23 protein-coding genes are annotated in these 24,697 nt (G+C 68.7%); 10 read left to right on the forward strand and 13 right to left on the reverse strand.

Going from position 1 to position 24,697, the window contains the following annotated elements; all coding sequences use genetic code 11:
- Positions 1–20: 20 nt before the first annotated feature.
- The 5 genes from rlmB to carD form a co-directional block, all read right to left on the reverse strand.
- Positions 21–1,004 (reverse strand): 23S rRNA (guanosine(2251)-2'-O)-methyltransferase RlmB, encoded by a 984-nt coding sequence (gene rlmB / locus OG300_RS34415; protein ID WP_405488275.1) that lies wholly within the window; start codon positions 1,002–1,004, stop codon positions 21–23.
- A 343-nt stretch (positions 1,005–1,347) separates the two neighbouring features.
- Positions 1,348–2,748, reverse strand: coding sequence for a cysteine--tRNA ligase (cysS, locus tag OG300_RS34420; RefSeq protein WP_405488277.1), 1,401 nt, complete (start codon positions 2,746–2,748; stop codon positions 1,348–1,350).
- A 50-nt stretch (positions 2,749–2,798) separates the two neighbouring features.
- Positions 2,799–3,266 carry a 2-C-methyl-D-erythritol 2,4-cyclodiphosphate synthase gene (gene ispF / locus OG300_RS34425; protein ID WP_405498794.1) on the reverse strand — a complete coding sequence of 156 codons (468 nt, stop codon included), beginning with the start codon at positions 3,264–3,266 and terminating at the stop codon, positions 2,799–2,801.
- Between the two features lie 14 nt (positions 3,267–3,280).
- Entirely contained in the window at positions 3,281–4,048 is a 768-nt protein-coding gene (ispD, locus tag OG300_RS34430) for a 2-C-methyl-D-erythritol 4-phosphate cytidylyltransferase (RefSeq protein WP_405488279.1), read from the reverse strand.
- A gap of 2 nt (positions 4,049–4,050) precedes the next feature.
- The gene (gene carD, locus OG300_RS34435) at positions 4,051–4,539 is read right to left on the reverse strand and encodes an RNA polymerase-binding transcription factor CarD (protein WP_067569016.1); all 489 of its coding nucleotides are present in this window, start codon (positions 4,537–4,539) and stop codon (positions 4,051–4,053) included.
- A gap of 419 nt (positions 4,540–4,958) precedes the next feature.
- Between carD and OG300_RS34440 the strand changes: the two genes are divergently transcribed.
- Together OG300_RS34440 and radA are read left to right on the forward strand one after the other, a co-directional pair.
- Complete coding sequence (locus OG300_RS34440; protein WP_405488281.1) at positions 4,959–5,564, forward strand: hypothetical protein; 606 nt, start codon at positions 4,959–4,961, stop codon at positions 5,562–5,564.
- A gap of 130 nt (positions 5,565–5,694) precedes the next feature.
- A complete protein-coding gene (radA, locus tag OG300_RS34445; RefSeq protein WP_405488283.1) occupies positions 5,695–7,095 on the forward strand; it encodes a DNA repair protein RadA in 1,401 nt (466 codons plus the stop codon).
- A 184-nt stretch (positions 7,096–7,279) separates the two neighbouring features.
- Here radA and OG300_RS34450 read toward each other — a convergent pair whose 3' ends face one another.
- Positions 7,280–7,945, reverse strand: a complete 666-nt coding sequence (locus OG300_RS34450) for a DUF4232 domain-containing protein (protein ID WP_405488285.1) — start codon at positions 7,943–7,945, stop codon at positions 7,280–7,282.
- Between the two features lie 170 nt (positions 7,946–8,115).
- A complete protein-coding gene (locus OG300_RS34455) occupies positions 8,116–8,739 on the reverse strand; it encodes a carbonic anhydrase (protein WP_405488287.1) in 624 nt (207 codons plus the stop codon).
- Between the two features lie 161 nt (positions 8,740–8,900).
- Between OG300_RS34455 and OG300_RS34460 the strand changes: the two genes are divergently transcribed.
- Entirely contained in the window at positions 8,901–9,794 is an 894-nt protein-coding gene (locus tag OG300_RS34460) for an A/G-specific adenine glycosylase (RefSeq protein ID WP_405488289.1), read from the forward strand.
- Here OG300_RS34460 and OG300_RS34465 read toward each other — a convergent pair.
- The 5 genes from OG300_RS34465 to kstR all read right to left on the reverse strand — a co-directional run bounded on the left by OG300_RS34465 (position 9,791) and on the right by kstR (position 16,531).
- The gene (locus tag OG300_RS34465) at positions 9,791–10,669 is read right to left on the reverse strand and encodes a metal ABC transporter permease (RefSeq protein WP_405488291.1); all 879 of its coding nucleotides are present in this window, start codon (positions 10,667–10,669) and stop codon (positions 9,791–9,793) included. The genes OG300_RS34460 and OG300_RS34465 overlap by 4 nt on opposite strands.
- Entirely contained in the window at positions 10,666–11,715 is a 1,050-nt protein-coding gene (locus tag OG300_RS34470) for a metal ABC transporter ATP-binding protein (RefSeq protein ID WP_405488293.1), read from the reverse strand. The genes OG300_RS34465 and OG300_RS34470 overlap by 4 nt, the downstream gene beginning before the upstream one ends.
- Before the next feature lie 180 nt (positions 11,716–11,895).
- Positions 11,896–12,798, reverse strand: a complete 903-nt coding sequence (locus tag OG300_RS34475) for a metal ABC transporter solute-binding protein, Zn/Mn family (RefSeq protein WP_405488295.1) — start codon at positions 12,796–12,798, stop codon at positions 11,896–11,898.
- Between the two features lie 234 nt (positions 12,799–13,032).
- On the reverse strand, positions 13,033–15,624 hold the full coding sequence (otsB, locus tag OG300_RS34480; RefSeq protein WP_405488297.1) for a trehalose-phosphatase: 2,592 nt from the start codon (positions 15,622–15,624) through the stop codon (positions 13,033–13,035).
- Between the two features lie 259 nt (positions 15,625–15,883).
- Positions 15,884–16,531 carry a cholesterol catabolism transcriptional regulator KstR gene (gene kstR / locus OG300_RS34485; protein ID WP_405488299.1) on the reverse strand — a complete coding sequence of 216 codons (648 nt, stop codon included), beginning with the start codon at positions 16,529–16,531 and terminating at the stop codon, positions 15,884–15,886.
- A 125-nt stretch (positions 16,532–16,656) separates the two neighbouring features.
- On the opposite strand from kstR, the gene OG300_RS34490 reads away from it, so the two are divergent.
- From OG300_RS34490 to OG300_RS34520, 7 genes are all read left to right on the forward strand, one after another.
- Positions 16,657–18,810: an acyl-CoA dehydrogenase gene (locus tag OG300_RS34490; protein WP_405488301.1), complete on the forward strand. Its 2,154-nt coding sequence runs from the start codon at positions 16,657–16,659 to the stop codon at positions 18,808–18,810.
- 26 nt (positions 18,811–18,836) lie between these two features.
- Positions 18,837–19,919 (forward strand): acyl-CoA dehydrogenase family protein, encoded by a 1,083-nt coding sequence (locus OG300_RS34495; protein WP_405488303.1) that lies wholly within the window; start codon positions 18,837–18,839, stop codon positions 19,917–19,919.
- Entirely contained in the window at positions 19,904–21,073 is a 1,170-nt protein-coding gene (locus OG300_RS34500) for an acyl-CoA dehydrogenase family protein (protein WP_405488305.1), read from the forward strand. The genes OG300_RS34495 and OG300_RS34500 overlap by 16 nt, the downstream gene beginning before the upstream one ends.
- 19 nt (positions 21,074–21,092) lie before the next feature.
- Complete coding sequence (locus OG300_RS34505; RefSeq protein ID WP_405488307.1) at positions 21,093–22,058, forward strand: bifunctional MaoC family dehydratase N-terminal/OB-fold nucleic acid binding domain-containing protein; 966 nt, start codon at positions 21,093–21,095, stop codon at positions 22,056–22,058.
- A complete protein-coding gene (locus tag OG300_RS34510) occupies positions 22,055–22,468 on the forward strand; it encodes a MaoC family dehydratase (RefSeq protein ID WP_405488309.1) in 414 nt (137 codons plus the stop codon). The genes OG300_RS34505 and OG300_RS34510 overlap by 4 nt, the downstream gene beginning before the upstream one ends.
- On the forward strand, positions 22,465–23,640 hold the full coding sequence (locus tag OG300_RS34515; RefSeq protein WP_405488311.1) for a lipid-transfer protein: 1,176 nt from the start codon (positions 22,465–22,467) through the stop codon (positions 23,638–23,640). Before OG300_RS34510 ends, OG300_RS34515 begins: the two co-directional genes overlap by 4 nt.
- 157 nt (positions 23,641–23,797) lie before the next feature.
- Positions 23,798–24,112 (forward strand): hypothetical protein, encoded by a 315-nt coding sequence (locus tag OG300_RS34520; protein ID WP_405488313.1) that lies wholly within the window; start codon positions 23,798–23,800, stop codon positions 24,110–24,112.
- Here the strand turns inward: OG300_RS34520 and OG300_RS34525 are convergent.
- Complete coding sequence (locus OG300_RS34525) at positions 24,093–24,689, reverse strand: TetR/AcrR family transcriptional regulator (protein ID WP_405488315.1); 597 nt, start codon at positions 24,687–24,689, stop codon at positions 24,093–24,095. The genes OG300_RS34520 and OG300_RS34525 overlap by 20 nt on opposite strands.
- Positions 24,690–24,697 lie beyond the last annotated feature (8 nt).

Below are 24,697 nucleotides of genomic sequence, written 5' to 3' on the forward strand. Positions count from 1 at the left end.
GTGCGTGTTTCAGATTTCGATCAGTGGCGGCGCTGCCGCGAGACCTCGGCCAGCACCACGCCCGCGGCGACCGACGCGTTGAGCGATTCGACCGGTCCGGCCATCGGAATGCTCAGGATCGAGTCGCAGGTCTCGCGGACCAGCCGCGACAGGCCCTTGCCCTCCGAGCCCACCACGATGACAGTCGGTGCGCTGCCGTCGAATTCGTCGAGGGTGGTGTCGCCGCCCGCGTCCAGGCCGACGATCTGGTAACCCTTGTTCGCCCAATCCTTCAGCGTGCGAGTCAGATTCGTGGCCCGCGCCACCGGAAGCCGTGCTGCCGCACCGGCACTGGTGCGCCACGCCACCGCGGTCACGCTGGCGCTGCGGCGCTGCGGGATCACCACGCCCTGCCCGCCGAAGGCCGCCACGGAACGGATGACCGCACCCAGGTTGCGCGGATCGGTGATGTTGTCCAGGGCCACCAGCAGCGCCGGTTCGGCCGAGTTGTGCACCCGGTCGACCAGGTCGTCGGGGTGCGCGTAGCGGTAGGGCGGCACCTGCAGGGCCAGGCCCTGATGCATGCCGTTGGTGCTCATTTTGTCCAGGTCGGTGCGCGGCAGTTCCAGGATCGAGATCCCGGTGTCGGCGGCGATCTTCACGGCCTCGGTGAGCCGGTCGTCGTTCTCGGTGCCGACCGCGACGTACAGCGCGGTCGCCGGCACTCCGGCCCGCAGGCACTCGACCACCGGGTTGCGGCCCAGCACCAGCTCCGGGCCCTCGTTGTCCTTGCGCCCGGCGATCGGACGCCCGGCATTGCGGCTGCGCGCCTTCTCACCGGCGGCGGCCGCCTTGGCCGCGGCCTTCGCCCGCTTGGCCGCCGGATGGTAGGTGCGTTCCTCCGCGCGCGGCGTCGCGCCCTTGCCTTCCAGGCCGCGCCGGCGCTGCCCGCCCGACCCGACGGTCTGGCCCTTCTTGCTGCCGTCCTTGCGGGTCGCGCCGCGCCGCTGTGAATTGCCTGCCATCACTTCGCCTTCCGTTGCCTGCGGGTGACCCGCCTCGATCCGGTCGCGGGATGAACCCGCTCACGGTCGATCAGTGCGGGAAACCTGCCTCCGGTCGGCGCAGCGTGCGGCTGCGCCCCTTGTCGAACAGTGCGCCTGGGGCGGCGCTGCGACCTACCGAGGGCCGCGTCGGAATTCTTCGCGAATCGGTGTCGCCGAGAACTCTGCTCGCCCCGGTCGCTGACCGTCCGAACGCACAGTCGACACCGGGACACAGAGAATTGTGCCCCACGCTGGGCCGAAGCCTCGAATTCGGTGCGCTGGGCCACACCGGCGCGCAGTGCGCACGCCGGTGTGGACGGCGCTACTTCTCGTCTTTGGCCAGTGCCCATTCCGCGCCGCGCGGCGTGTCGGTGACCTCCACGCCCGCCGCCTTGAGCCGGTCACGGACCGAGTCCGCGGTGGACCAGTCCTTGTCCGCGCGGGCCTGCTGGCGACGGTCGAGCTCCGCGCCGATGAGCACATCCAGGGCCGCGATGGCCGCGGAACTGTCGGCGGGCGCGATCCAGTGATCGTCGAGCGGATCCACGCCGAGCACGGCGAGCATGGCCCGAACCTGACCGGCGAGCAGCCGCGCACCCGTCAGGTCACCCGAGTCCAGCGCGGAATTGCCGACACTCACCAGACCGTGGATCTCGGCCAGCGCGTTCGGAACTCCGAGGTCGTCGTCGAGCGCGTCGGCGAAACCGGGGGTCCAGCCGCCGACCGGCACCTCACCCGTCCGCTCCACCGTGCGCAGCACGAACGCCTCCAGCCGCTGATAGGCGGTGGCCGCCTCGGTCAGCGCCTGATCGGAGTACTCCAGCATGGACCGGTAGCTCACGCTGCCCAGGTAGTAGCGCAGCTCGACCGGCCGCACGCCGACCCGTTGCAGCACATTGGGAATCGAGAGCACATTGCCCAGCGACTTGGACATCTTCTCGCCGCCCATGGTCACCCAGCCGTTGTGCAGCCAGTAGCGGGCGAACCCGTCCCCGGCCGCACGCGACTGCGCGATCTCGTTCTCATGATGCGGGAAGACCAGATCCATTCCGCCGCAATGGATATCGAATTCCGGACCGAGATAGAACTCGGCCATGGCGGAGCATTCCAGATGCCAGCCCGGGCGACCGGGACCCCACGGCGACGGCCAGCTCGGCTCACCCGGCTTGGCGGCCTTCCACAGCGTGAAGTCGCGCGGATCCTTCTTGCCCTGCCCGGCGCTCTCACCCTGGTGCACGTCATCGAGCTTGTGGCCGGACAACTGCCCGTACGCCGGGTAGCTCAGCACATCGAAATAGACATTGCCCTGCGACGGATAGGCGTGCCCGCGCTCGATGAGCCGCTGCATCATCTGCACCATCTGGGTGATGTGCCCGGTGGCGCGCGGCTCGGCCGACGGCGGCAGCACGCCGAGCGTCTCGTAGGCCCGATCGAAGGCGCGCTCGTGGGTGGCGGCCCATTCCCACCACGGGCGGCCGTGCTCGGCGGCCTTGTTCAGAATCTTGTCGTCGATATCGGTGACATTGCGAATGAAGGCGACATCGAAACCGTTGGCGGACAGCCACCGTCGCAGCACGTCGAATGCGACGCCGCTGCGGACATGGCCGATGTGGGGTTCGCCCTGAACGGTCGCGCCGCACAGGTACACCGAGGCTTTGCCGGGGACCAGCGGTGTGAATTCACGCTGGGTCCGCGTCTCGGTGTCGAAAAGGCGCAGAGTCACGACAAGGGATCCTAGCTGTTGGGATATAGCGGTTTTCGGGCGGCGGTGGGTCAGGACCGACAACAGAGCAGCGCGGTGGCCACCGAGGCCACACCCTCGCCGCGGCCGGTGAGCCCGAGCCCGTCGGTCGTGGTGCCGGACACCGACACCGGCGCACCCAGAATCTCGCCGAGCACCTGCTGCGCCTCGGCCCGGCGCGGGCCGATCTTGGGGCGGTTCCCGATTACCTGTACAGCCGCATTGACAATCGCGAATCCGGCCTCGTCCAGCAGCCGCCGGACTTCCTTCAGCATGGCCGCGCCGGACACGCCCTCCCATTCGGGACGCCCGGTGCCGAAGACCGCGCCGACATCGCCGAGCCCGGCCGCGGACAGCAGCGCGTCGCACAGCGCGTGCGCCGCCACGTCACCGTCGGAGTGGCCCGCGCAGCCGCTGTCGCCCTCGAACAGCAGGCCCGCCATCCAGCAGGGGCGGCCCGGTTCGATCGGATGGACATCGCTGCCGATGCCCGTGCGCAGTGCCATCGGATCGATCACGGTGCGATCGCCGCCTCGCGTGTCGCGTCAAGCCCGCTTGCAGTGTCGCCCCTATCACGATGGACGGCGTGCGAATGCGCATCGGCCGCCAGCGTATTGGCGAGAATCAGGTCCAGCGGAGTGGTGATCTTGAAGGCCAGCGCGTCGCCCGGCACCGTGTGCACGGTCGCGCCCAGCAGCTCCACCAGCCCGGCGTCATCGGTGGCCCGAGTGCCGGTGGCATAGGCATTGCGCAGCAGCTCGGCGTCGAAGCCCTGCGGAGTCTGGATGGCGCGCAACGCGGATCGATCGGGGGTGCCGGTCACCGCGCCGGCCGAGTCCACCGACTTGATGGTGTCCGACACCGGCAGTGCGGGCACCACGGCGGGTGCGCCGGCGCGCAGCTCGGCGACCACCCGGGAGATGAGAGCGGGCGGGGTGAGTGCCCGGGCGGCATCGTGCACGAGCACGAGCGTGGCCTCGGGGGCGGCGGCGAGACCGGCCCGCACCGAATCGGTGCGCTCGGCCCCGCCGGGGACCACCCGGACGGGTACGGCGGAGTCCGGCAGCAGGTCGCGGGTCTCGGCGACGAGTTCGGCGGGCACCATAACCACAACTTCGTCGACCGACCCGGAAGCGATCAGTCCCTGTACTGCCAAGGTGAGCATGGGACTGCCGCCGACGTGAACGAACGCCTTCGGCTTGTTCTCACCGAGACGCACGCCCATGCCGGCGGCAGGAACCAGAGCGACGACACGAGTGCCGTCGCCGGGTGTAGTTTTCACGGTCAGGAAGCCGCGGCGAGAACCTCGTCGAGCAGGGTCTCGGCCCTGACATCGTCGGTTCCCTCGGCGAGCGCGAGCTCACCGACGAGGATCTGACGGGCCTTGGCCAGCATCCGCTTCTCACCGGCGGACAGACCGCGGTCCTGTTCCCGACGCCAGAGGTCACGAACGACCTCGGCCACCTTGTTCACATCGCCGGAGGCGAGCTTCTCGAGGTTGGCCTTGTAACGGCGAGACCAGTTGGTCGGCTCTTCGGTGTGCGGAGCCCGCAGTACCTGGAAGACCTTGTCGAGACCTTCCTGGCCGACGACGTCGCGGACGCCGACATACTCTGCGTTCTCTGCGGGAACCCGAACGGTCAGGTCGCCTTGGGCGACCTTCAGGACCAGATACTCCTTTTGTACACCCTTGATGGTGCGGGTTTCGATTGCTTCGATCAGCGCCGCTCCGTGATGGGGGTAAACGACGGTGTCTCCGACCTTAAAAATCATGTGTCCCGTGCCCCTTTCGATGTTCACAGTTTAACATGCGACTCGGTAACGGCGCGATCAACGGCGCAGGTCAGGGCCACAACGAGGCGGCGGCGGGGGTTGACAGAACGCGAATCGTGTGCATTGTGTTGTGGCATAAGAGGATTGCGCTGCGCGTAGTTCCCGTGCATATGCGAGTGCGCTCTTCGCATACGCGACCGAGCGAGCTGTCATAAACATCAATGCATCACTCGGGAACTCGTCTCGGAATCTCTGTCAGGTCCCCTGACACTTCCGGCGGGTCGCGTCGGCCGCGCCAGCCCGGGGTCGCGCCACGCGCGTGCGACACCGCCCGCGTGTAGCGCGGGGGGAGACACGGATTACGCTCTTTGACTACTACTCTCCATAGTGGAGTGAGCCCGGTCGACATGGAGGACCCCGTGACTGCCCTGAAAGCCACCACTGCGTCGAAGTCGCGGCGGCGTGCCGTGACAGTTGCCGCACTCGCCGCGGGCGCGGTGCTCGCGCTGTCGGGTTGCGGCGCCGGTCAGATCTCTCAGACCGCCAGCCAGGCCGCCGCCGTCAACGGCAATTCCGCCAACGTCGGCTCGATCGCCCTGCGCGATGTGCGCTTCCTGATCCCGGCGACCGAAGAGTTCAACAACGCCAAGGGCGGCAAGGCCGTGCTGGCGTTCAGCGCGATCAACCTGAGCGACAAGAAGGTCGACGAGCTGGTCAGCATCACCACCGACCTGGGTCAGGTGAAGATCGCCGACAAGTTCTCGATCGCGCCGCAGACCACCGTGGTCGCCGACAAGCCGACCGCCAAGGACGCCGCCGAACCGGCCGCGGACAAGACCGGTGACCCGAACGCCAAGCCGGTGCTGATCGAGGTCGACGGGCTGACCAAGGATGTCACCCCCGGCCTGACCTACCCGCTGACCTTCGTGTTCAAGGAGGGCGGCACCGTCGTCGTCAACACCCCGGTCGACGCGGGCCCGGGCAGCGTCCGCACCGAACCGGCCAAGATGGACATGGGCCACTGATCCGGCTCTGAACCACCTGTCGCAGCGCCCGTTCCGGATTTCCGGGGCGGGCGCTGTCGCGTTCGCGGGCGGGCCCATCGGCGGCGCGGTGTTGCCGGGAGCTGTCGGTAGGGGTCGTTAGGCTGCGCGGATGGCCAAGGTGAAGTCGGTGTATCGATGTTCGGCCTGTTCGCACGATGTGGCGAAATGGGTTGGGCGGTGCCCGGATTGCGGTGGGTGGGGGACCATCGAGGAGGTCGCGGCGTCGTCGGGCGCGGTGGCGGTGGGGCGGCGGGCCATGCTGCCGAGCACGGCGGCCCTGCCGCTCTCGCAGATCGACGCGAACCAGACGCAGTCGCGGTCCACGGGGGTCTCGGAGCTGGATCGGGTGCTGGGCGGCGGGATCATTCCGGGGTCGGTGGTGCTGCTGTCGGGGGAGCCCGGGGTGGGCAAGTCGACGCTGCTGCTCGAGGTGGCGCATCGGTGGGCGCGGGCGCGTGGCGAGATCGCGCTGTACGTGACGGCGGAGGAGTCGGCGGGGCAGGTGCGGTTGCGGGCCGACCGGACCGGGGCGGTGCACGAAAAGGTGTACCTGGCGGCCGAATCCGATCTGGCGACCATTCTCGGGCACGTCGAGCAGGTGAAACCGTCTCTGCTGGTGGTGGACTCGGTGCAGACCATGCTGGCGGCGGACGCGGACGGGGTGATCGGCGGTGTCACCCAGGTGCGTTCGGTGACGGCCGCGCTGACCTCGCTGGCCAAGGCGAGCGGGATCGCGGTGCTGCTGGTCGGGCACGTCACCAAGGACGGAGCGGTGGCGGGGCCGCGCACGCTCGAGCATCTGGTGGACGTGGTGCTGCAGTTCGAGGGCGACAAGCATTCCTCGCTGCGCATGGTGCGCGGCATCAAGAACCGCTTCGGAAGCACCGACGAGGTCGGCTGCTTCGAGATGCGGGAGGCCGGAATCCACTGTGTGGACGACCCTTCGGGGCTGTTCCTGCATCATCGGGGCGCGTCGGTGCCGGGTACGGCGGTGACGGTGGCGATGGACGGCAAGCGGCCGATGCTGGGCGAGGTGCAGGGGCTCACGGTGGACACCCAGGCGCCCGCGCCGCGGCGGGCGGTGAGCGGGCTGGACTACAACCGCGTTTCCATGGTGCTGGCCGTCCTGCAGAGCCGCGGGGGCGTGTTCGTGGGCAAGCAGGACGTCTACGCGGCCACCGTGGGCGGTATGCGGCTCACCGAGCCCGCCGCGGATCTGGCTGTGGCCCTGGCCATTGCGAGCGCCAGCCAGGATCAGGCGCTGCCCAGCGGCATGGTGGTGCTGGGTGAGGTCGGGCTGGCGGGGGAGGTGCGGCAGGTGACGGGGTTGAGCCGCAGGCTCGCGGAGGCGGAGCGATTGGGATTCACCGAGGCGCTGGTGCCGCCGGGTGTGGAGCGCACCGGCCGCGGTATGACTTTGCGCGAGGTCACCGATATCCGTGCGGCCCTTGCCATTACCGGATTGCGTAAGCGCCGCCAGGTGCAGGCTCCGATGGAAATGGCGGAATGAGCGCCGGAATCGAAGTCGGGACAGTCGAAATGGATTGCTTTCCGGCCGGGTAATTCGAGCGGTCGGCGAATGTCCGGTGAATTTCCGGAATTGCTGTGAATGCGGCGGCGGGCGGAACCCTGCGAATAGGGTTCCGGCCGCCGCTGTTTCGTGCTTCTCGGGGGGTATCGCGAGTGCCGAGCGACTACGCGATATTGAACGGCTCCGGTGAGCTGCGCACCGAACCGAGCTGGGCCACAACGGTGTACGGGCCCGCGGGCACGGGGAGGCGTTCACCGGCGCAGCCGGGCTGGCTGCTGGCGCCCGACCAGGTCACGGTGAAGGCGGCCTGCTGCCCGGGAGCCAGGGTGCGCATGTCGGGGGTGCCGTCGGGGTAGCAGTCGGTGCTGGACCAGAGCTTGCGCTGGCCGTCGAGCGACTGCACCGACACCAGCTGCAGGCCGGAACCCATATCGCGTTCGCAGGCGTTGCTGGAGATGTTGGTGATGACGATGCCGAAGACGGGTTGGTCACCGGTCTTGTACGTGGGTTGCCCGACATTCACTTTCACGGCGAGGGACTGGTCCGGGCACTGGCTCGCCGCCGCGGGGGCGGCACTGACGGCGCCGCTGGCGGAGGGTTTGGCCGAGCCGGAATCCGGTGCGCTCGACGAGCTGCCGGCGGGCTTGTTGGTCGCCCCGGCCGCGGAGGTGGTGGTGGCCTTGGGATCGGCCTTGTGGTCCCCGCCGCCGCGCAACACTGCGAAGGCCACCCAGATCACCAGCGCGAGGCCGATGACCAGCGCGCCGATCGCGAGGGCGCGCCGGCGCCAATAAATTTCCGGTGGCAGTGGTCCGTTCGGTTCCAGCACGCTGACAACGGTAAGGGCAGTATTGGGGTCGACCCGAGCAGGGTCTCGGCGTGTCGGACGTGAAAGCGCCTACGCGACGGGTAAATTCCGCCGCTCGCGGCGTCGATCCACGCATTTTGCCCGCCGTGCCCACCGCGACGGTGATGGGCACGGACGCTGCTGAGAGTTCGCTAGACCACTTCGCCGATGTTGCCGATGACCCGGTTGAGCTTGATCTGGCCTTCGCCCAGGTTGTAGGTGACACAGGCGATGGCGCACTCGCCGGTGGCCACCTTCTGCGAGATGATCATCGACCGCTGCATGAGCAGGCGGGCGGTCTCCTCGACGTGGCGGGCCTCCAGGTCGTCGACGGATTCCAGGCCCTCGCGGCGGCCGATGAGGATGGACGGGGTCACCTTCTCGACCACCGAGCGGATGAAGCCGCCGGGCACGTTGCCGTGGTCGAGGGCGTCGATGGTGGCGCGGACGGCTCCGCAGCTGTCGTGGCCGAGCACGACGATGAGCGGCACATTGAGCACCTGCACGCCGTATTCGATGGAGCCGAGCACCGAGCTGTCGATGACGTGGCCCGCGGTGCGCACCACGAACATGTCACCGAGGCCCTGGTCGAAGATGATCTCGGCGGCCACGCGGGAGTCTCCGCAGCCGAACAGGACCGCGGCGGGCTGCTGCCCGTCGACGAGTTTGGCCCGGTCGGCGGCGCCCTGGCTGGGGTGCTGCAACGTGCCGTTGACGAATCGTTCGTTGCCTTCGCGGAGGGCTTTCCAGGCACTGATCGGGTTGGTTTGCGGCATGTATCCCATTTTCCATAGCGGGCGGGTTACCGGCGAGTCCGGGGCGTTACGCCCCGGCAAACACCGGCTGTCCGCCGATTCGGCGTCTCGGTGAGCGTTGCCTGTCACGGTGTCACACCGAGTGGATACCATCGCGCGCGTGGTCGTGTGTGGGAATCCCGGTGGTGGCGATCGGCCCGGAGGTCGGCGTGGATAGCGACGTGCTCATCGAGTGGTACCGCGAAACGGCGCGGGACCTGCCGTGGCGACGTCCCGGCGTCACCGCGTGGCAGATCCTGATGAGCGAGATCATGCTGCAGCAGACGCCGGTGGTGCGGGTCGAACCGATCTGGCGGGAGTGGGTGGCGCGCTGGCCGGTGCCCTCGGCGATGGCAGCCGCCCCGCAGGGGGACGTGCTGCGCGCCTGGGGCAAGCTCGGCTATCCGCGCCGCGCGCTGCGGCTGCACGAGTGCGCCGGGGTGCTGGCCGAGCAGCACGGCGACGAGGTGCCGACCGACGTGGAGGTGCTGCTGGGCCTGCCGGGCATCGGCGCGTACACCGCTCGCGCGGTCGCGTGTTTCGCCTACGGGCAGCGGGTTCCGGTGGTGGACACCAATGTTCGCCGAGTGGTTGCCCGCGCCGTGCACGGGCGTGCCGAAGCGGGCAATCCGGCGGCGCGCGACCTGGGCGAGACCGAGGCGCTGCTGCCGTCCCGGGTGGATCGCGCGGCCGTATTCTCCGCCGCCCTCATGGAATTGGGTGCGACGGTCTGCACCGCCCGCAACCCGGACTGCGAGCGTTGCCCGCTGCCCAGCTGCGCCTGGGTGACGGCGGGCCGCCCGGCCTCCGACGTGGTGCGGCGGACCCAGAAGTTCGAGGGCACCGATCGTCAGGCGCGTGGCCGACTGCTCGATGTGCTGCGCGACGCCTCGGGTCCGGTCGAGCGAATTCGCTTGGACCTGGCCTGGACTCGCGATATCGGCCAGCGTGACCGGGCCCTGGACTCGCTGCTCGTCGACGGTCTGATCGAGCAGACCGCCGACGGCCTGTTCGCGCTGGCGGGCGAGGGCGGCTAGGCGGTGACGAGCACCCGGCGGCGGTTGCGGGTGCGGGAGCCGACCACTCGGCAGATCACGTAGATGGTGAACGAGATGGTGGTGACGAACGTCGAGATCGGGACGCCGGGGGCCAGCGACAGCAGAATGCCTCCGACAGCGGCGATTTCGGCGAACACGATGGACAGCACCGCGACCCGGACCGGGCTGGCGGTGAGCTGAGCGGCCGCGGCGGCGGGCGTGATGAGCAGCGACAGCACCAGTAGCGCGCCGACGATCTGGACGCCGAAGGCCGCGGTGACGCCGAGCAGGACGGCGAACACGATGGACAGCGCGCGCACCGGAACCCCGCGTGCCACCGCCACTTCCGGGTCGGAGCTGGCGAACAGCAGCGGCCGGTAGATGGCGGCGAGCACGATCAGCACCGCCGCGGTGCAGGTGGCCAGCAGCCCGAGCCCGGTATTGCCGACGCTCACCACCTGTCCGGTGAGCAGCGAGAATTTGGAGCCCGCGCGTTCCGGGCCGAGCCACAGGAACAGCACCGACAGGCCGAGCCCGAACGACAGCACCACGGCGATGACCGAATCGCGTTCGCGCGCACGGGAACCCAGCACGCCGAACAGGACCGCGGCGACCACCGAACCGATGATCGCGCCGAGCCCGACGCCGACCCCGGCCAGCAGGGCGGCGGCCGCGCCGGTGAGCGAGAGCTCACTGGTGCCGTGCACCGCGAACGACATCTGGCGGCTGATGATGATCGGCCCGATGGCCCCGGCCAGCAGCCCGAGCAGCGCGGCCGCGATGACGGCCTGCTGCACGAAGTCGTAGGACATCAGATGCGCGGTGGTGGAGACGTCGAACATCTGCGAGAACAGCTTGCTCAGCTTGTCGATCATGCCCGCGCCTCGCCCTGGCCGGAGTGGTCTGCCCGCGTACGGGTTTCGCTGTCGGCCGGGTCCGTGTTCCGATGGCCGTGGCGGGGTGGCCGGTGGTCGCCGTGGCAATGCTGCGCGCCGGATTCACCCAGCGCGTCCATGGCATCGCCGGTGCCGACCACGACCAGGCGGCCGCGTACGCGCAGCACGTCGACCTCGGTGCCGTACAGCTCGGAGAGCGTCTCGGAGGTCATCACCTCGTCGGGGGTGCCGATCCGGAATTGCCCGTCGACCAGGTAGAGCACCCGATCCACCAGCGGCAGAATGGGATTGATCTCGTGGGTCACGAACAGCACGGCGGTGTCGTGGGTGCGTCGCCGCCGGTCGATGAGCTCGGACACCAGCTGCTGGTTGGCCAGGTCGAGCGACAGCAGCGGTTCGTCGCACAGCAGCACCCGCGGGTCGCCCGCGAGTGCCTGTGCCACGCGCAGTCGCTGCTGTTCACCGCCGGAGAGCGCGTCCAGCGGCGCGTAGGCGAACTTCTCCGCCCCGACGGACGCGATCGCCTCGATCACCTTCCGCTTGCGTTCCTTGCGCCCCTTGAACCCGAATCCCCACCGGTGCCCGTCCACGCCGAGCCCCACCAGGTCGATGCCGCGCAACTGTGCCCCGCCCTCGATGGTCTTCTGCTGTGGCACGTATCCGATGGCCGGATTCCCCAGCCGCGCAGGCGTTCCCGAGATCTCCGCGGTGCCCGCCGACAGTGTCAGCTGCCCGAGCAGCATCCGCAGCATGGACGTCTTCCCGGATCCGTTGGGCCCCAGGACCGCGATGAACTCGCCCGGCTCCACCCGCAGATCCAGCCCGTCCCACAGCACCCGCTCCCCGAACGCCAGCCGCGCCCCGGACAGCCGCACCGCGGGCGTCCCGGTCGGCGCGCCGGAAGGTTGCGAAGCGCCTGCGTTGCCCGTTACGAGACTGAGCGCGGGCGCCGGTAGTTGCTGTCCGGCAAGGGAAGTCGATGACTCCAGGCCGGGTGCGGGGTCGAGCGCGGGTTTCGCGGTCATGGTGGTGCTCCTCCCGGGCGCGGCGGTGGTAGCCCGGGTGGAGCCGGTGGAACCAGGGTCGCTAGTTGTGGCGGAACGGGTTTCGAGAACGGCCAGATCGCCGGGCGCGAGGGGTGCGCCCGGCGATGGCCGGTTGGTCCGCTCGGGGTGGTTCACGGTGCGTTCTTCTCGGAGGTGTTGCTAGGACAGGGCTTTGGCGATGGCCTGGGCGTTGCCGGTCATCCACCGCAGGTAGTCGACTCCGGCGGGGAGGGTTTCGGTGACGTCGACGACGGTGACGCCGGACTTCTCGGCGGTCGACTTCAGGTCCAGGGTGAGCTTGTCCTCGGTCTGCTTGTTGTAGACGAGGGCGCGAACCTGTTTGCCGGTCAACAGGTCTCGCACGGTGGCGACGTCGGCGGGGGCCGGGTCGGTGCCCTGTTCGACGGCCTCCTGGAAGGCGTGCGGGGTCTTGTCGTCGGCCTTGGCGGCGGTGAGCATATAGGCCGCGAGGGGCTCGGTCTGCAGCACCGGCTGGCCGGGGTGCTCGGCGGCGACCTTGGCGATGACGGCCTCGATCGGGCTCAGCTGGGCGGTGAACGCGGCGGCGCGGTCGGTGTAGGCCTGCTTGTTGGCCGGGTCGAGCTGCCCGAGGGCGTCGGCGATGTGCTGCGCGACGTGGCCGACCTGGTGCAGGTCGTACCAGACGTGTTCGTTGGCGTGTGCGTGCGAGGCGTCGGATGCCGGTGCGGCACCGGCGGTTTCGCCCGCGTGGCTGTCCGCGCCCGCGATGTCGAAGGCATTGACGGTGATCTTGTTCTTGCCCGCGATGGCCTTGTCGATGAACTCGTCGTAGTCGCCGCCGTTGTAGACGACCAGCTTGGCGTCGGTGATCTTGGCGGCGTCGCTGGGGGTGACCTCGAAGGAGTGCGGGTCCACGGCCGGGTCGCTGATGATCGATTCGACCTTGATGTCCGGTCCGGCGACGGCCTTGGTGATGTCGCCCCAGACATTGGTGGAGGCGACCACGGTCAGTTGGCCGGAGTCCTTGGAGCTGCCGCACGCGGTCAGGGTGGCGACGGTGGCGAGCCCCGCGGCGAACACGGCGAATCCTCGAGCAAAGCTACTTCTGGTCACGCTGGTCACTCCTGGCACTGCGGCTTACTAGTAACGAAAACGATTGCCATTTGAATGTAGCGCACCTGTCCAGTGGCGCCCTAGCCGTGCGGCCCGGATGTGGCCCGCACCACCCCGCCCCGCCCTTGTGACCGCCGACCCCGGGCATGCGAAAGGCCCGGCAGCCGTTGGCTACCGGGCCCTTCGGGATCAGTGCATCCCCTAGGTCAGCACCGCTGAATCCCGGGGCGAGGTGGTGACCGGCTGGCTCAGCAGCTGCGCGCAACGCAGCAGACCGAGATGGCTGTAGGCCTGCGGATGGTTGCCCAGCGAGCGTTCGGCGACCGGGTCGTACTCCTCCGAGAGCAGTCCGGTCGGACCCGCCACGTCGACCAGCTGCGCGAACAACGCCTCGGCGTCCTCCCGCTTGCCGATCAGCAGGTAGGCCTCCACCAGCCAGGCGGCACACAGGTGGAAACCGCCCTCGCCGCCGGGCAGTCCGTCGTCGTGGTGGTAGCGGTACACGGTCGATCCGCTGCGGAGTTCGGCCTCGGTGGCCACCACGGTGGCCGCGAAGCGCGGATCGTCCGGATCGATGAGACCGCTCAGGCCGATGTGCAGGGTGGCGGCGTCGAGGTCGGTGCCCTCGTAGGCCGCGGTGTAGGACTGGACCTCGTCGTTCCAGCCCTCCTGCTTGACCTCGTCGGAGATGGTGTCGCGCAACGTCTCCCACTCCGGGTCGACGGGCCGCCCGAACTGCCGGGCCAGGGTCAGTGCCCGGTCCACGGTCAGCCAGCCCATCACCTTGGAGTAGACGTGGTGGCGCGGGTTGCCGCGGATCTCCCAGATGCCGTGGTCGGGTTCGCGCCAGCGGCGCTGCACCGCGGAAACCATGGCAGCCACCAGTTCCCAGTCCGGGTCCGGCAGCACCTGCAGCGGATCGCTGATGCCCTTGCGCTCGCGCGCGTGCGCGAGCTGCGAGATCAGATCCACGATGGGACCGAACACGTCCAGCTGCACCTGCATGTTCGCCGCGTTGCCGACGCGCACCGGCCGCGACCCGGCGTAACCGGGCAGCTGGTCGATGACGGCTTCGGGCGGCAGCGTCTCGCCGTAGAGCGTGTAGAGCGGGTGCAGTCGTTCGGGTCCGGGCAGGGTCTCGAGCACCCGGTGCGTCCAGGCGAGGAGATCCTCGGCCTCGCCGAGCGAGCCCAGCGACACCAGCGCGGAGGCGGTGAGCGAGGCGTCACGCAGCCAGCAGTAGCGGTAGTCCCAGTTGCGGACGCCGCCGATGTCCTCGGGCAGCGAGGTGGTGGCGGCGGCCAGGATGGACCCGGACGGCGCGTGCACCAGGCCGCGCAGGGTGAGCGCGGACCGCTTCATGAGATCCGGCTTCAGGGGCGGCAATTCGAGCTTGCCGACCCATTCGCCCCAGTACCGCTCGGCTTCTCGGCGACGCTCGTTCTCCGGCCGCATGGCGGGCGCGAGATCGGAGGTGCCGCACCGCATTTCGAGCACGATCGGCCCCTGTGAGGGGTCGACGACGGCACGCGCGGTGTGGTGGTTGCCCTCGTCGATGATCTCCCAGTCCACGCCGGGTGAGCGCAGCACGATGGGATCGTTGGTGCCCTGCAGTTTCAGCCCGCCGGTGGCGTGCACCAGCCGCACCGGCACCTGCCCGAATTCGGGTCGCGGCGCGAAGGTGATGACCGCCTTGGCATCTCCGGTGATGACCCGGGTGAGGTCGGTGCGCTCGGGCACCACGTCGTGCGGCAGGTAGTCGACGACCCGCAAACTGGACCAACGGGTTTCGACGGTCATGGTGCCGTCGACATAGCGTTGGGACAGCGGCAGTCCGGCGCGTTCCGGTTGCACGGTGAAGTGCCCCGCGCCCTGACCGCCCAGCAGGTGGGCGAAGACCGCGGCCGAGTCCGGTTCCGGGTGGCACAGCCAGGTGATGGTGCCGTCCGGTGTGACAAGGGCTTTGGAGCGCGGGCTGGCCAGCATGGTCAGCCGTTCGATCCGCGGCGCGCTGGCACCGGCGAGCCAGGTGCGGCGTTCCTCGAGCAGGAAAGCCAGTGCCTTGGAGACCTCTTCGGTGCTGGCGACCCGGTACTTGGCGAGGCTCTCGCCGTCGCCGACCTTGATGCCGACGTCCGGGCCGGACAGTCGGGTGAAGGCCTTCTCGTCGGTGACGTCGTCGCCGATGAACAGTGCGGCCTGCGCGCCCTGCTGGTGCCGGACGATATCGAGCGCCGCGCCCTTGTCGGTTTCGACGACCGCGAGCTCGATGACCTCCTTGCCCTCGGTGGTCTGCACGCCGACCCAGCTGGCCGGTCCCTGGCGCACGGTAACCAGTGCGCGACGGCCGATTTCGGGGCTGGCGTTGCGGACGTGCAGGGCCACGCTGGCCGGTTTGATTTCTACAGAAGCGCCCGGATTGTCCTGAGCGATCTGCGTCAGGGTCGTAGTGACCTCCTGCAGCAGCTGTTTGGCGTCGTTGTCGATGGCGTGCACGAAGCCGACATCGAATTCCGAACCGTGACTTCCGATCAGCTGCACCTCGACGGGCAGCCGGGACAGGGCCGCCAGATCACGCAGGGCGCGGCCGGAGATCACGGCGGCGGTGGTTCCGGTGAGACCGGCGAGAGCGCGCAGGGCGCTCACCGACTCCCGATGGGGATAGGCCTTGGTCGGATCGGAGACGATCGGAGCGATCGTCCCGTCATAGTCCGAAGCAACCAGCAGTCGTGGCACGCGGGCGATGGCCGCCAACGCACGGCGAAGTTCGAGTGACAAATCCTGTGCGCTCACGCATCCAACCTAATGATCGGAGGAGATTTTTCAGGGCGCGAGTGATGCTACTGGGTGCTGGTTGCCCGCTTGTGTGTGCGGTGATACGTAGGCTTTACAAAACACTTTCGTGTCGTTCATCACGATGTCCGTTTTCCGCGCGGTAAGACGTGATAAGGCCCATTGACCTGCACTGTTCCTGGAAACGACTCAGGGGCTGCCCAGTTCTCCGGACTGGGCAGCCCCTGTGCGCACATGCGAACGCATGCGTGCGTTCGCATTACTCCTGGGAGCCGATGAGCAGGTCGACGGTCAGCTCGAGGCGCTCGGTGACATCGGTGGCGGAGGCCCGACGGGTCAGCCACGCAACAAGGTTGGACAGCCACACGTCGGAGATGACGCGGGCGATGGCGAGCTGCCGCTCCGAGGGCACCTCGTCGGAGAGGGCGCGGGCGAAGAACCGGTCCATCACCTTGCCGACCCGATCGACCTCGGCGGCCGCGGAGGCGTCGGCGAACATGAACGCGCGGGTCATCGCCTCGGTGAGCAGTGGGTCGCGCTGCATGGCCCGGGTGACCTGGGTGAGCAGCAGGTGCATGCGCTCCTGCGGGCTGACCCCGGCCAGCGGCTTGCGGCGACCTTCGAACTGCTCGAATTCCCTTGCCAGCGCGGACACCAGCAGGTGCACCTTGGACGGGAAGTAGCGGTAGAGGGTGCCGACGGCGACGTCGGCGCGCTCGGCGACCGCGCGCATCTGGACCGCGTCGTATCCGCCCTTGGAGGCCAGTGCGAGGGTGGCGTCGAGGATGCGTTTGCGTCGGTCGCGCTGCGCCGCCGAACTCAGATCCTCTTCGCTGAGGGTGGTGGCGGGCGCGGTGCGACCGGCAGACGCCCCATCGGCGGCCTGCGATCGGGAGGGACTGGCCATCGGTTGAAAGTCCTTTCCTGCACGACGAGTTCGTACCGCGACCGGACGGCGCTTGACTTACGCCCGGCTCGAACATTAGAACATGTTCTAGGAGCTCAAGTCACGCCTGAAAGGCGGTATGGAGTGTGACCATAGCCACCACTGACGAGCATAAAGCCGTTCAGGAGTCGATGCGTGGATGGGCTGCAGCGGTAGCCCCAATTGCAACAATGCGTGCGGGAACGGCCGAATTCTGGCGCGAATACTGGTCGCGCCTGGCCGATCTCGGAATTTTCCGAGTCGCGGTGCCGGAGGAATCCGGTGGTGCGGGCGGGTCCGTCGGTGATCTCGCCGTCCTGGTGGAACAGGCGGCGCACGATCTGGTGGGCGGACCGGTGCTCTCGACGGCATTGGCGGGACTCGTTGCCGGTGAGACGCTCGACGAAACTATGCCATGCGGAGTTGCTCTGGATGGCGAAATCGCCATATCCGTGAGCGAATCCGGGGCCCTGGTGTCCGGTGAGTGGGACTCGGTTCTCGGCGCTTCGCCGGGTGCCGCGCTCCTGGTTCCGGTCCGGGACGGCGAGCGATCGCTGTGGGCGTTGATCGATGCCGGGGCCGAGGGTCTGCGGGTCGAACCGCTGACCGGTCTCGACCAGAGCGTTCCGCTGGCCCGGGTGCGGTGCTCGAATGTCGCTGTCGCGCCGGACCGGCTCTTCGAACCGGCGGTGTCGGTGCCCGATGTGGCCGCGGCGCTGGTGGCCGCGGAGGCCGCGGGCATCGCGGGCTGGTGCCTCGAGACGGCGACCGAATACGCCAAGGTGCGTGAGCAATTCGGCCGTCGGATCGGCGAATTCCAAGCGATCAAACACATTTGCGCGTGGATGCTGTGCCGGGCCGAGCAGATTCGCGCGGTGGCCGCCGACGCGGCGGCCGCCGTCGACAGCGGCAGTGCGGAACTGCAGTTGGCGGCCGCGGTCGCGCTGTCGGTCGCGCTGGACGCGGCGGTCGAGAACGCCAAGGACTGCATTCAGGTGCTGGGTGGAATCGGTTTCACCTGGGAGCACGACGCCCACCTGTATCTGCGCCGCGCCACCGCGCTGCGTCAGCTGCTGGGCGGCTCCGCGCACTGGCGGGCCCGGGTCACCGAGCTGACGCTCTCGGGTGTGCGCCGCACGGTCGGCATCGACCTGGCGGCCGGTGACGACGGATCCGGTTGGGACACGGCCGGTTTGGATGCCGCGGAGGCCGCGGTGCTGGCGGCCGATCTGGCCAAGATCGCGGCACTGCCGGAATCTCAGCAGCGGGTCGCGCTGGCCGAGGCGGGGCTGCTGGCCTCGCACTGGCCGGTGCCCTACGGCCGTGGCGCGGGTCCGATTCTGCGCACCCGGCTCGACGATCAGGTCCGCAAGGCCGGTATCGCGTTGCCGGACATCGCGATTGCGAACTGGGCGATCCCGACGCTGCTGCAGTGGGGTACGCCCGAGCAGATCGAGCGTTACGCCATGCCGACGCTGACCGGTGAGGTCATCTGGTGCCAGCTGTTCTCGGAGCCGGGCGCCGGCTCGGATCTGGCCGCACTGCGCACGGTGGCCGAGCGGGTCGAGGGTGGCTGGAAGCTGCGTGGTCAGAAGGTCTGGACCTCGCTCGCGGATCGGGCCACCTGGGGTATCTGCCTGGCGCGCACCGACGCGTCCGCGCCCAAGCACAAGGGCATCAGTTACTTCCTGGTCGATATGAAGAGTGCCGGGCTGGATATCCGGCCGCTGGTGGAGATCACCGGTGAGGCGCGCTTCAACGAGGTGTTCCTCGACGATGTGTTCGTTCCGGACGACTGCCTGGTCGGTGAGCTCGGCAATGGCTGGAAGATCGCGCGTTCGACGCTGTCGGCGGAGCGAGTGGCCATGGGCGGTAAGGGAATCGGGGATGAGCTGGAGGCCTTGATCGCCGCCGCGCCGACCTCGGGTCCGGGTGCCGAAGTGGTGGCCGACCGGCTGGGCGCACTCATTTCAGAATCTGTAGCCGGGACATTGCTGGAAGCTCGTGCGGCACAGAAGCTGCTCACCGGCGGCGACCCGGCCGCGCAGAGCAGCGTGCGGAAACTGGTCGGTGTGCGTCACCGGCAGGCGGTGGCCGAATTCGCCGTCGAATTGTCCGGTGCGGCGGGTGCTCTGGAAACCGATGTGGTGAAAGAATTCCTGCTCACACGCTGTTTGTCGATCGCGGGCGGTACCGAGCAGATTCTGTTGACCGTCGCCGGTGAACGGATCCTCGGGTTGCCACGCGAGTCGCACGGCTAGCCCACACCTCAACCGGGAGCATTGAATTGGACTTCACCAGGGACGAGAGCCAGGACGCTGTCGCCGAGGTTGTCGTAAGTTTGCTGGAACGCGAGAGTGCCCGCGATAGCGCACTCTGGCCGATCATCGCCGAGAGCGGTCTGCTGGCCGTGCCCCTACCTGAGCGCTTCGGCGGCGACGATATGGGCCTGCTCGAGGTCTCGGCCATGCTCACCGAGCTGGCCACCGACGCCGCGCAGGTGCCCGCCCTGGCCACCCTCGGCTTCGGCGTGCTGCCGCTCAAGGTCATCGGCATTCCGGATGCCTTGGCGGAGAAGCTGTTTCCGGCCGTCGCCGAGGGCGCGGTGCTGACTGCCGCGCTGCACGAGCCGGGTGCGCCGTTCACCGTCAAGCCGGAGACCACCGCGGTCGCCGACGGGACGGGCGTGCTGGTCACCGGCCGGAAGGTGGCGGTGCCCTACGCGGACACCGCGCGCTGGATCCTGGTGCCCACCGACGCGGGCATCGCCGTCGTCGACGGTGACGCCCCGGGCATCACCCGGACCGCCAGCCCGAGTTCCGATGGCGTGCCGGAGTTTTCGCTGCAGTTCGAGCAGGTTCGCATCCCGGCCGAGCAGCTGCTGCCGACCGGGCTGGCCGAGCTGCACCGCTTCGCGCTGGCGAGCATCGGCGCGGTCGCGGACGGTCTGCTCAAGGGCGTGGTCGCGCTGACCGCCGAGCATGTGCGGACCCGGCAGCAGTTCGGCCGTCCGCTGGCGGAGTTCCAGGCGGTCGCGCAGCAGATCGCGGACGTCTACGTGGTGTCGCGCACGCTGCACGCCGCCGCCGTCTCGGCCAACTGGGCGCTCGCGCAGGAAGGTTCGGACGGGGAGCCGGTCAGCGCCGGGCACCTGGAGCGCATCGACGACGACCTCGACGTGCTGGCCTACACGGTGGCCTCCGAGCTGCCCGCGGCCATGCAGAAGTGTCATCACCTGCACGGCGGCCTCGGCGTCGACATGAGCCATCCGCTGCACCGCTACTACTCACAGGCCAAGGACATCGCCCGCTGGCTCGGCGGCGAATCGTTCCGGCTGGACCGACTGGGAGCCAGATGTTCATCGAACTGACCGCTGAGCAGCGACAGCTCCGCGACGAATTGCGTTCGTACTTCTCCGTTCTGGTGACTCCCGAGGAGGAGTCCGAGATGCTGGTCAACCGGCACGGCGACGCCTACCGCGCGGTCGTGAAGCGGATGGGCCGCGACGGCAAACTGGGCGTCGGCTGGCCCAAGGAGTACGGCGGGCAGGGTTTCGGCCCGCTGGAACAGCAGATCTTCTACAACGAGGCGGTGCGGGCCGATGTGCCCGTACCCCTGGTGACGCTGCTGACCGTCGGCCCGGCGCTGCAGTCCTACGGCACCGACGAGCAGAAGCAGAAGTTCCTGCCCGGAATCCTCACCGGCGACGTGCATTTCGCCATCGGCTACTCCGAGCCGGACGCGGGCACCGACCTGGCCGCGCTGCGCACCTCCGCGGTGCGCGACGCCAACGGCGACTGGATCGTCAACGGGCAGAAGATCTTCACCACCGGCGCGCACGAGGCCGACTACATCTGGCTGGCGGTGCGCACCGGTCCGGTGGAGGCCCGTCACCGCGCGATCACCATCCTGATCGTCGACACCAAGGATCCGGGCTACTCCTGGACCCCGATCATCACCGCCGACGGCGCGCACCACACCAACGCCACCTACTTCGACAATGTCCGCGTCCCCGCGAACATGATGGTCGGCGAGGAGAACGGCGGCTGGAAGCTGATCACCACCCAGCTCAATCACGAGCGGGTCGGCCTGGGCCCGTCCGGCAAGATCGAGCAGCTCTACGAGCGGGTGCGCGAGTGGGCGCAGAAGCAGGGTGTGCTCGGTGAGACCGAGGTGCGCCGCTCGCTGGGTCGCCTGCACGCCATGACCCGGCTCAACGAGCTGCTGAACTGGCAGGTGGCCTCCAATATGGAGCGCCCCGACGCCGATCCGCGCGATGTCATCGCCGACGCGTCGGCGACCAAGGTGTTCTCCACCGAGGCGCTGCAGGAGGCGGGCCGCCTGGCCGAGGAGATCGTGGGCCGCTACGGCGATCCCGCCGATCAGGCCACCGCGGATCTGCTGGTGTGGCTGGACAAGCGCACCAAGCAGAACCTGGTGGTGACCTTCGGCGGCGGTGTCAACGAGGTCATGCGTGAGCTGATCGCCCAGATGGGCCTGCGGCTTCCGCGAGTCCCGCGCTAGATCGCAGAGGAGTTACAGCGTGACGAAGAGTTTCACGGCCGACGAGATCCGCGACGGCCTGGAGAAGATCAAGGCGGACGGCGAGTCCGCGCCCCGCGCGGGGCGGGATCCGATCAATCAGCCCATGATCAACAACTGGGTCGAGGCACTCGGCGACGCCAACCCGATCTACGTGGACGAGGCCGCCGCACAGGCGGCCGGGCATCCCGGCATCGTGGCCCCGCCGGCCATGGCGCAGGTGTGGACTATGCTGGGGCTCGGCGGAATTCGCGCCGACGACGACCCGATGACCCGCACCAACGACCTGTTCGACGCGGCCGGTTTCACCTCGGTGGTGGCCACCAACTGCGAGCAGGTCTACCACCGCTACCTCCAGGTCGGCGAGCAGGTCACGGTGCGCTCCAGTGTCGGAGACATCGTGGGGCCCAAGCAGACCGGGCTGGGCGACGGCTGGTTCACCACCTACCTCACCAACTGGTACGTGGGCGACGAGCTGGTCACCGAGATGAAGTTCCGGATGCTGAAGTTCGCGCCCGGGACCGGAAAGTCGGCCGCTGCCAGGGAATCCGGCGCGGTCTCGGCGGAGGATCTGGCCAAGCGGGTCCGGCCCACCGTCTCCAAGGACACCGAGTTCTTCTGGGACGGAGTGAAACTCGGCGAGCTGCGCATTCAGCAGCGGCCCGACGGCACGCTCCAGCATCCGCCGGTTCCGGCGCTCTGGAAGGACCACACGGAGCAGTCCGACTATGTGGTGGCCTCCGGGCGCGGCACCGTCTTCAGCTTCGTGGTGCATCACGCGCCGCGGGTGCCGGGACGGCAGCTGCCCTACGTGGTCGCCCTGGTCGAGCTGGAAGAAGGCGTGCGCATGCTCGGTGAGCTCACCGGCATCGAGCCGTCCGAGGTCGAGGTCGGCCAGGCCGTCGAGGTCGCCTATCTGAAGCTCGACGACGACAACACCGTGCCCTACTGGAAGGCCGTGCGATGACCACTGTCGAACTCTCGGCCGTTCAGGTCGGAACCACGCTGCCGGAGTTGGTGATTCACGCCGATCCGACGTTCATCGTGTCGACCGCGCTGGCCACCCGCGACTTCCAGGACGTGCACCACGACCGCGACAAGGCCCTCGCGCGGGGGTCCAAGGACATCTTCGTCAATATCCTCACCGACACCGGGCTGGTGCAGCGGTTCGTGACGGATTGGGCCGGGCCGAGCGCCCGCGTCAAGTCCATCGCGCTGCGGCTGGGCGTGCCGCTGTACGCGGGCGACACCCTCACCCTGACCGGCACCGTCTCGGCGGTGGACGGTGCGGATATCACCATCGACGTGGTCGGCAAGGATTCGCTCGGCGACCACATCACGGCGAAAGCCGTTATCTCCCTTCAGGAGGCACAGTGACCGGCCTGAGCCGTAGCGCGGCCATCGTCGGCATCGGCGCTACCGACTTCTCCAAGGATTCGGGTCGCAGCGAGCTGCGCCTGGCCGCGGAGGCCGTCACCGCCGCGCTGGCCGACGCCGGGCTGACCCCCGCCGACGTGGACGGTCTGACGACCTTCACCATGGACACCAATACCCAGGCCGCCGTGGCGCGCGCCGCCGGTATCCCGTCCCTGAAGTTCTTCAGCAACATCCCCTTCGGCGGTGGCGCGGCCGCCGCGACCGTGCAGCAGGCCGCCATGGCGGTCGCCACCGGTGTCGCGGATGTCGTTGTGGCATACCGGGCTTTCAACGAGCGGTCCGGAAATCGCTTCGGGCAGTTCGCCACTCACCTGGCGACCGGCAACCCGAGCTCCTCGGGCGTCGACAACGCGTTCTCCTACACCCACGGCCTGGGCACGCCCGCGGCCCAGGTGGCCATGGTGGCGCGCCGCTACATGCACGTATACGGCGCTCGGAGTGAAGATTTCGGCCGGGTGGCGGTCGCGGACCGCAAGCACGCGGCGGTGAATCCGGCGGCGCACTTCTACGGCAAGCCGATCACCCTCGAGGAGCATCAGGCCTCGCGGTGGATCGCCGAACCGCTGCACCTGCTGGACTGCTGCCAGGAGACCGACGGCGGCGTCGCCCTCGTCATCACCAGTGCGGAGCGGGCCAAGGATCTCCCGAACAAGCCCGCGCTGATCGCCGGCGCCGCACAGGGTTCCGGCGCGGACCAGTACGTCATGACCAGCTACTACCGCGACGGCATGAGCGGACTCCCGGAAATGCGCCTGGTCGGCGACCAGCTGTGGGCGCAGAGCGGGCTCACCGCGCAGGACATGCAGGCGGGCATCCTCTACGACCACTTCACCCCGTTCGTCCTCATGCAGCTCGAGGAACTCGGCTTCTGCGGTCGCGGTGAGGCCAAGGACTTCGTGCAGGACGGCGCCATCGAGATCGGCGGCCGCCTGCCGCTGAACACACACGGCGGCCAGCTCGGCGAGGCGTACATCCACGGCATGAACGGCATCGCCGAGGGCGTCCGCCAGATCCGCGGCACCTCGGTCAATCAGGTGCAAGGCCTGGAGAACATCGTGGTCACCGCCGGAACCGGCGTACCCACCTCGGGTCTGGTCCTCACCACCAACTGACCAACCCCGCAGGCCCGGCCGATCCATCCATGATCGCCCGGGCCTGTGGCATGTCTCCGGAGCGGTCGAGAATGCCGCAGGGGCGCATCGCTCTTGTCCGGCATGTCGGTCGGTGGGGCGTAGATTGGTGCGGTCCGATGTGGGGAAGGGGAGTGCAATGACCTTGCAGGAGCATTTGAACCAGGTGCAGGCGTTCACCGGCGCGCTGGTTTACGGCGAGCCGCACGAGACGTCGGATGGGACCACCATCATCACCGCGAGTCGGGTCGGGGGATTCAAAGGCGGCCTGCGTCCGCTGGGGATCTTCGTGGTGCGCGGCGATCAGGTGAAGTGGGAACCCGCCGTCGATGCCGGACGGATCGCCATGCTGGGCGTGCTGACCGGACTGATCGCGGCGACGCTCGGAACCCTCGCGGTGGTCAAGCGGCCGCCGTGGCCCGACCTGCGGATCACTATCTCGAAGCACCAGTAGCCGCGAGCTGAACCGCCAGCACTGCCGCCAGTTGATCCACGCTCTTACCGGTTCCGGCGGCGAGTGCTGTTCTGGCGCCGGCGAATCGGTCGAAGATCAGCCCCTCGATGACCGCGATGAAATCGGCCGCGGCGGTGGCCGGATCGGGTGCGCCCAGAGTGTCGAACAGCGTTGTCGCGTGCCGGTGTGAGAACAGGCAACCGACGAGCTCGCCGTGCAGTTCGGCGTCGCCGAGCAGGTCGATGATCAACGCGTGCCGCACGATCAGATGGTTGCGGCGTTGCGCCAGTAGACGATCCAGCCACGCCGCCGTGCTGCGCGCGATCCGGTCCAGGTCGATCGGATCGCCCGTGCGCTCCATGCCCGCGAAGTCGGTGCGCGAGCGGGTCGCGATGCGGTCGACGATGGCCTCGATCAGTGCCCGCTTGGTGCGGAAGTAGTACGACGCCGATCCGGCGGGCAGTTCGAGCGCGGTGTCGAGGGCGCGGTGGGTCAGCGCCCGGAGTCCTTGTGTGGCAATGAGATCGATGGCGCTGTCCACGATGAGAATGCGCCGATCGGGTGTGGAGGCGGTCACGTTGTCTC

Source organism: Nocardia sp. NBC_00511 (assembly GCF_045161165.1).
GTDB lineage: Bacteria > Actinomycetota > Actinomycetes > Mycobacteriales > Mycobacteriaceae > Nocardia.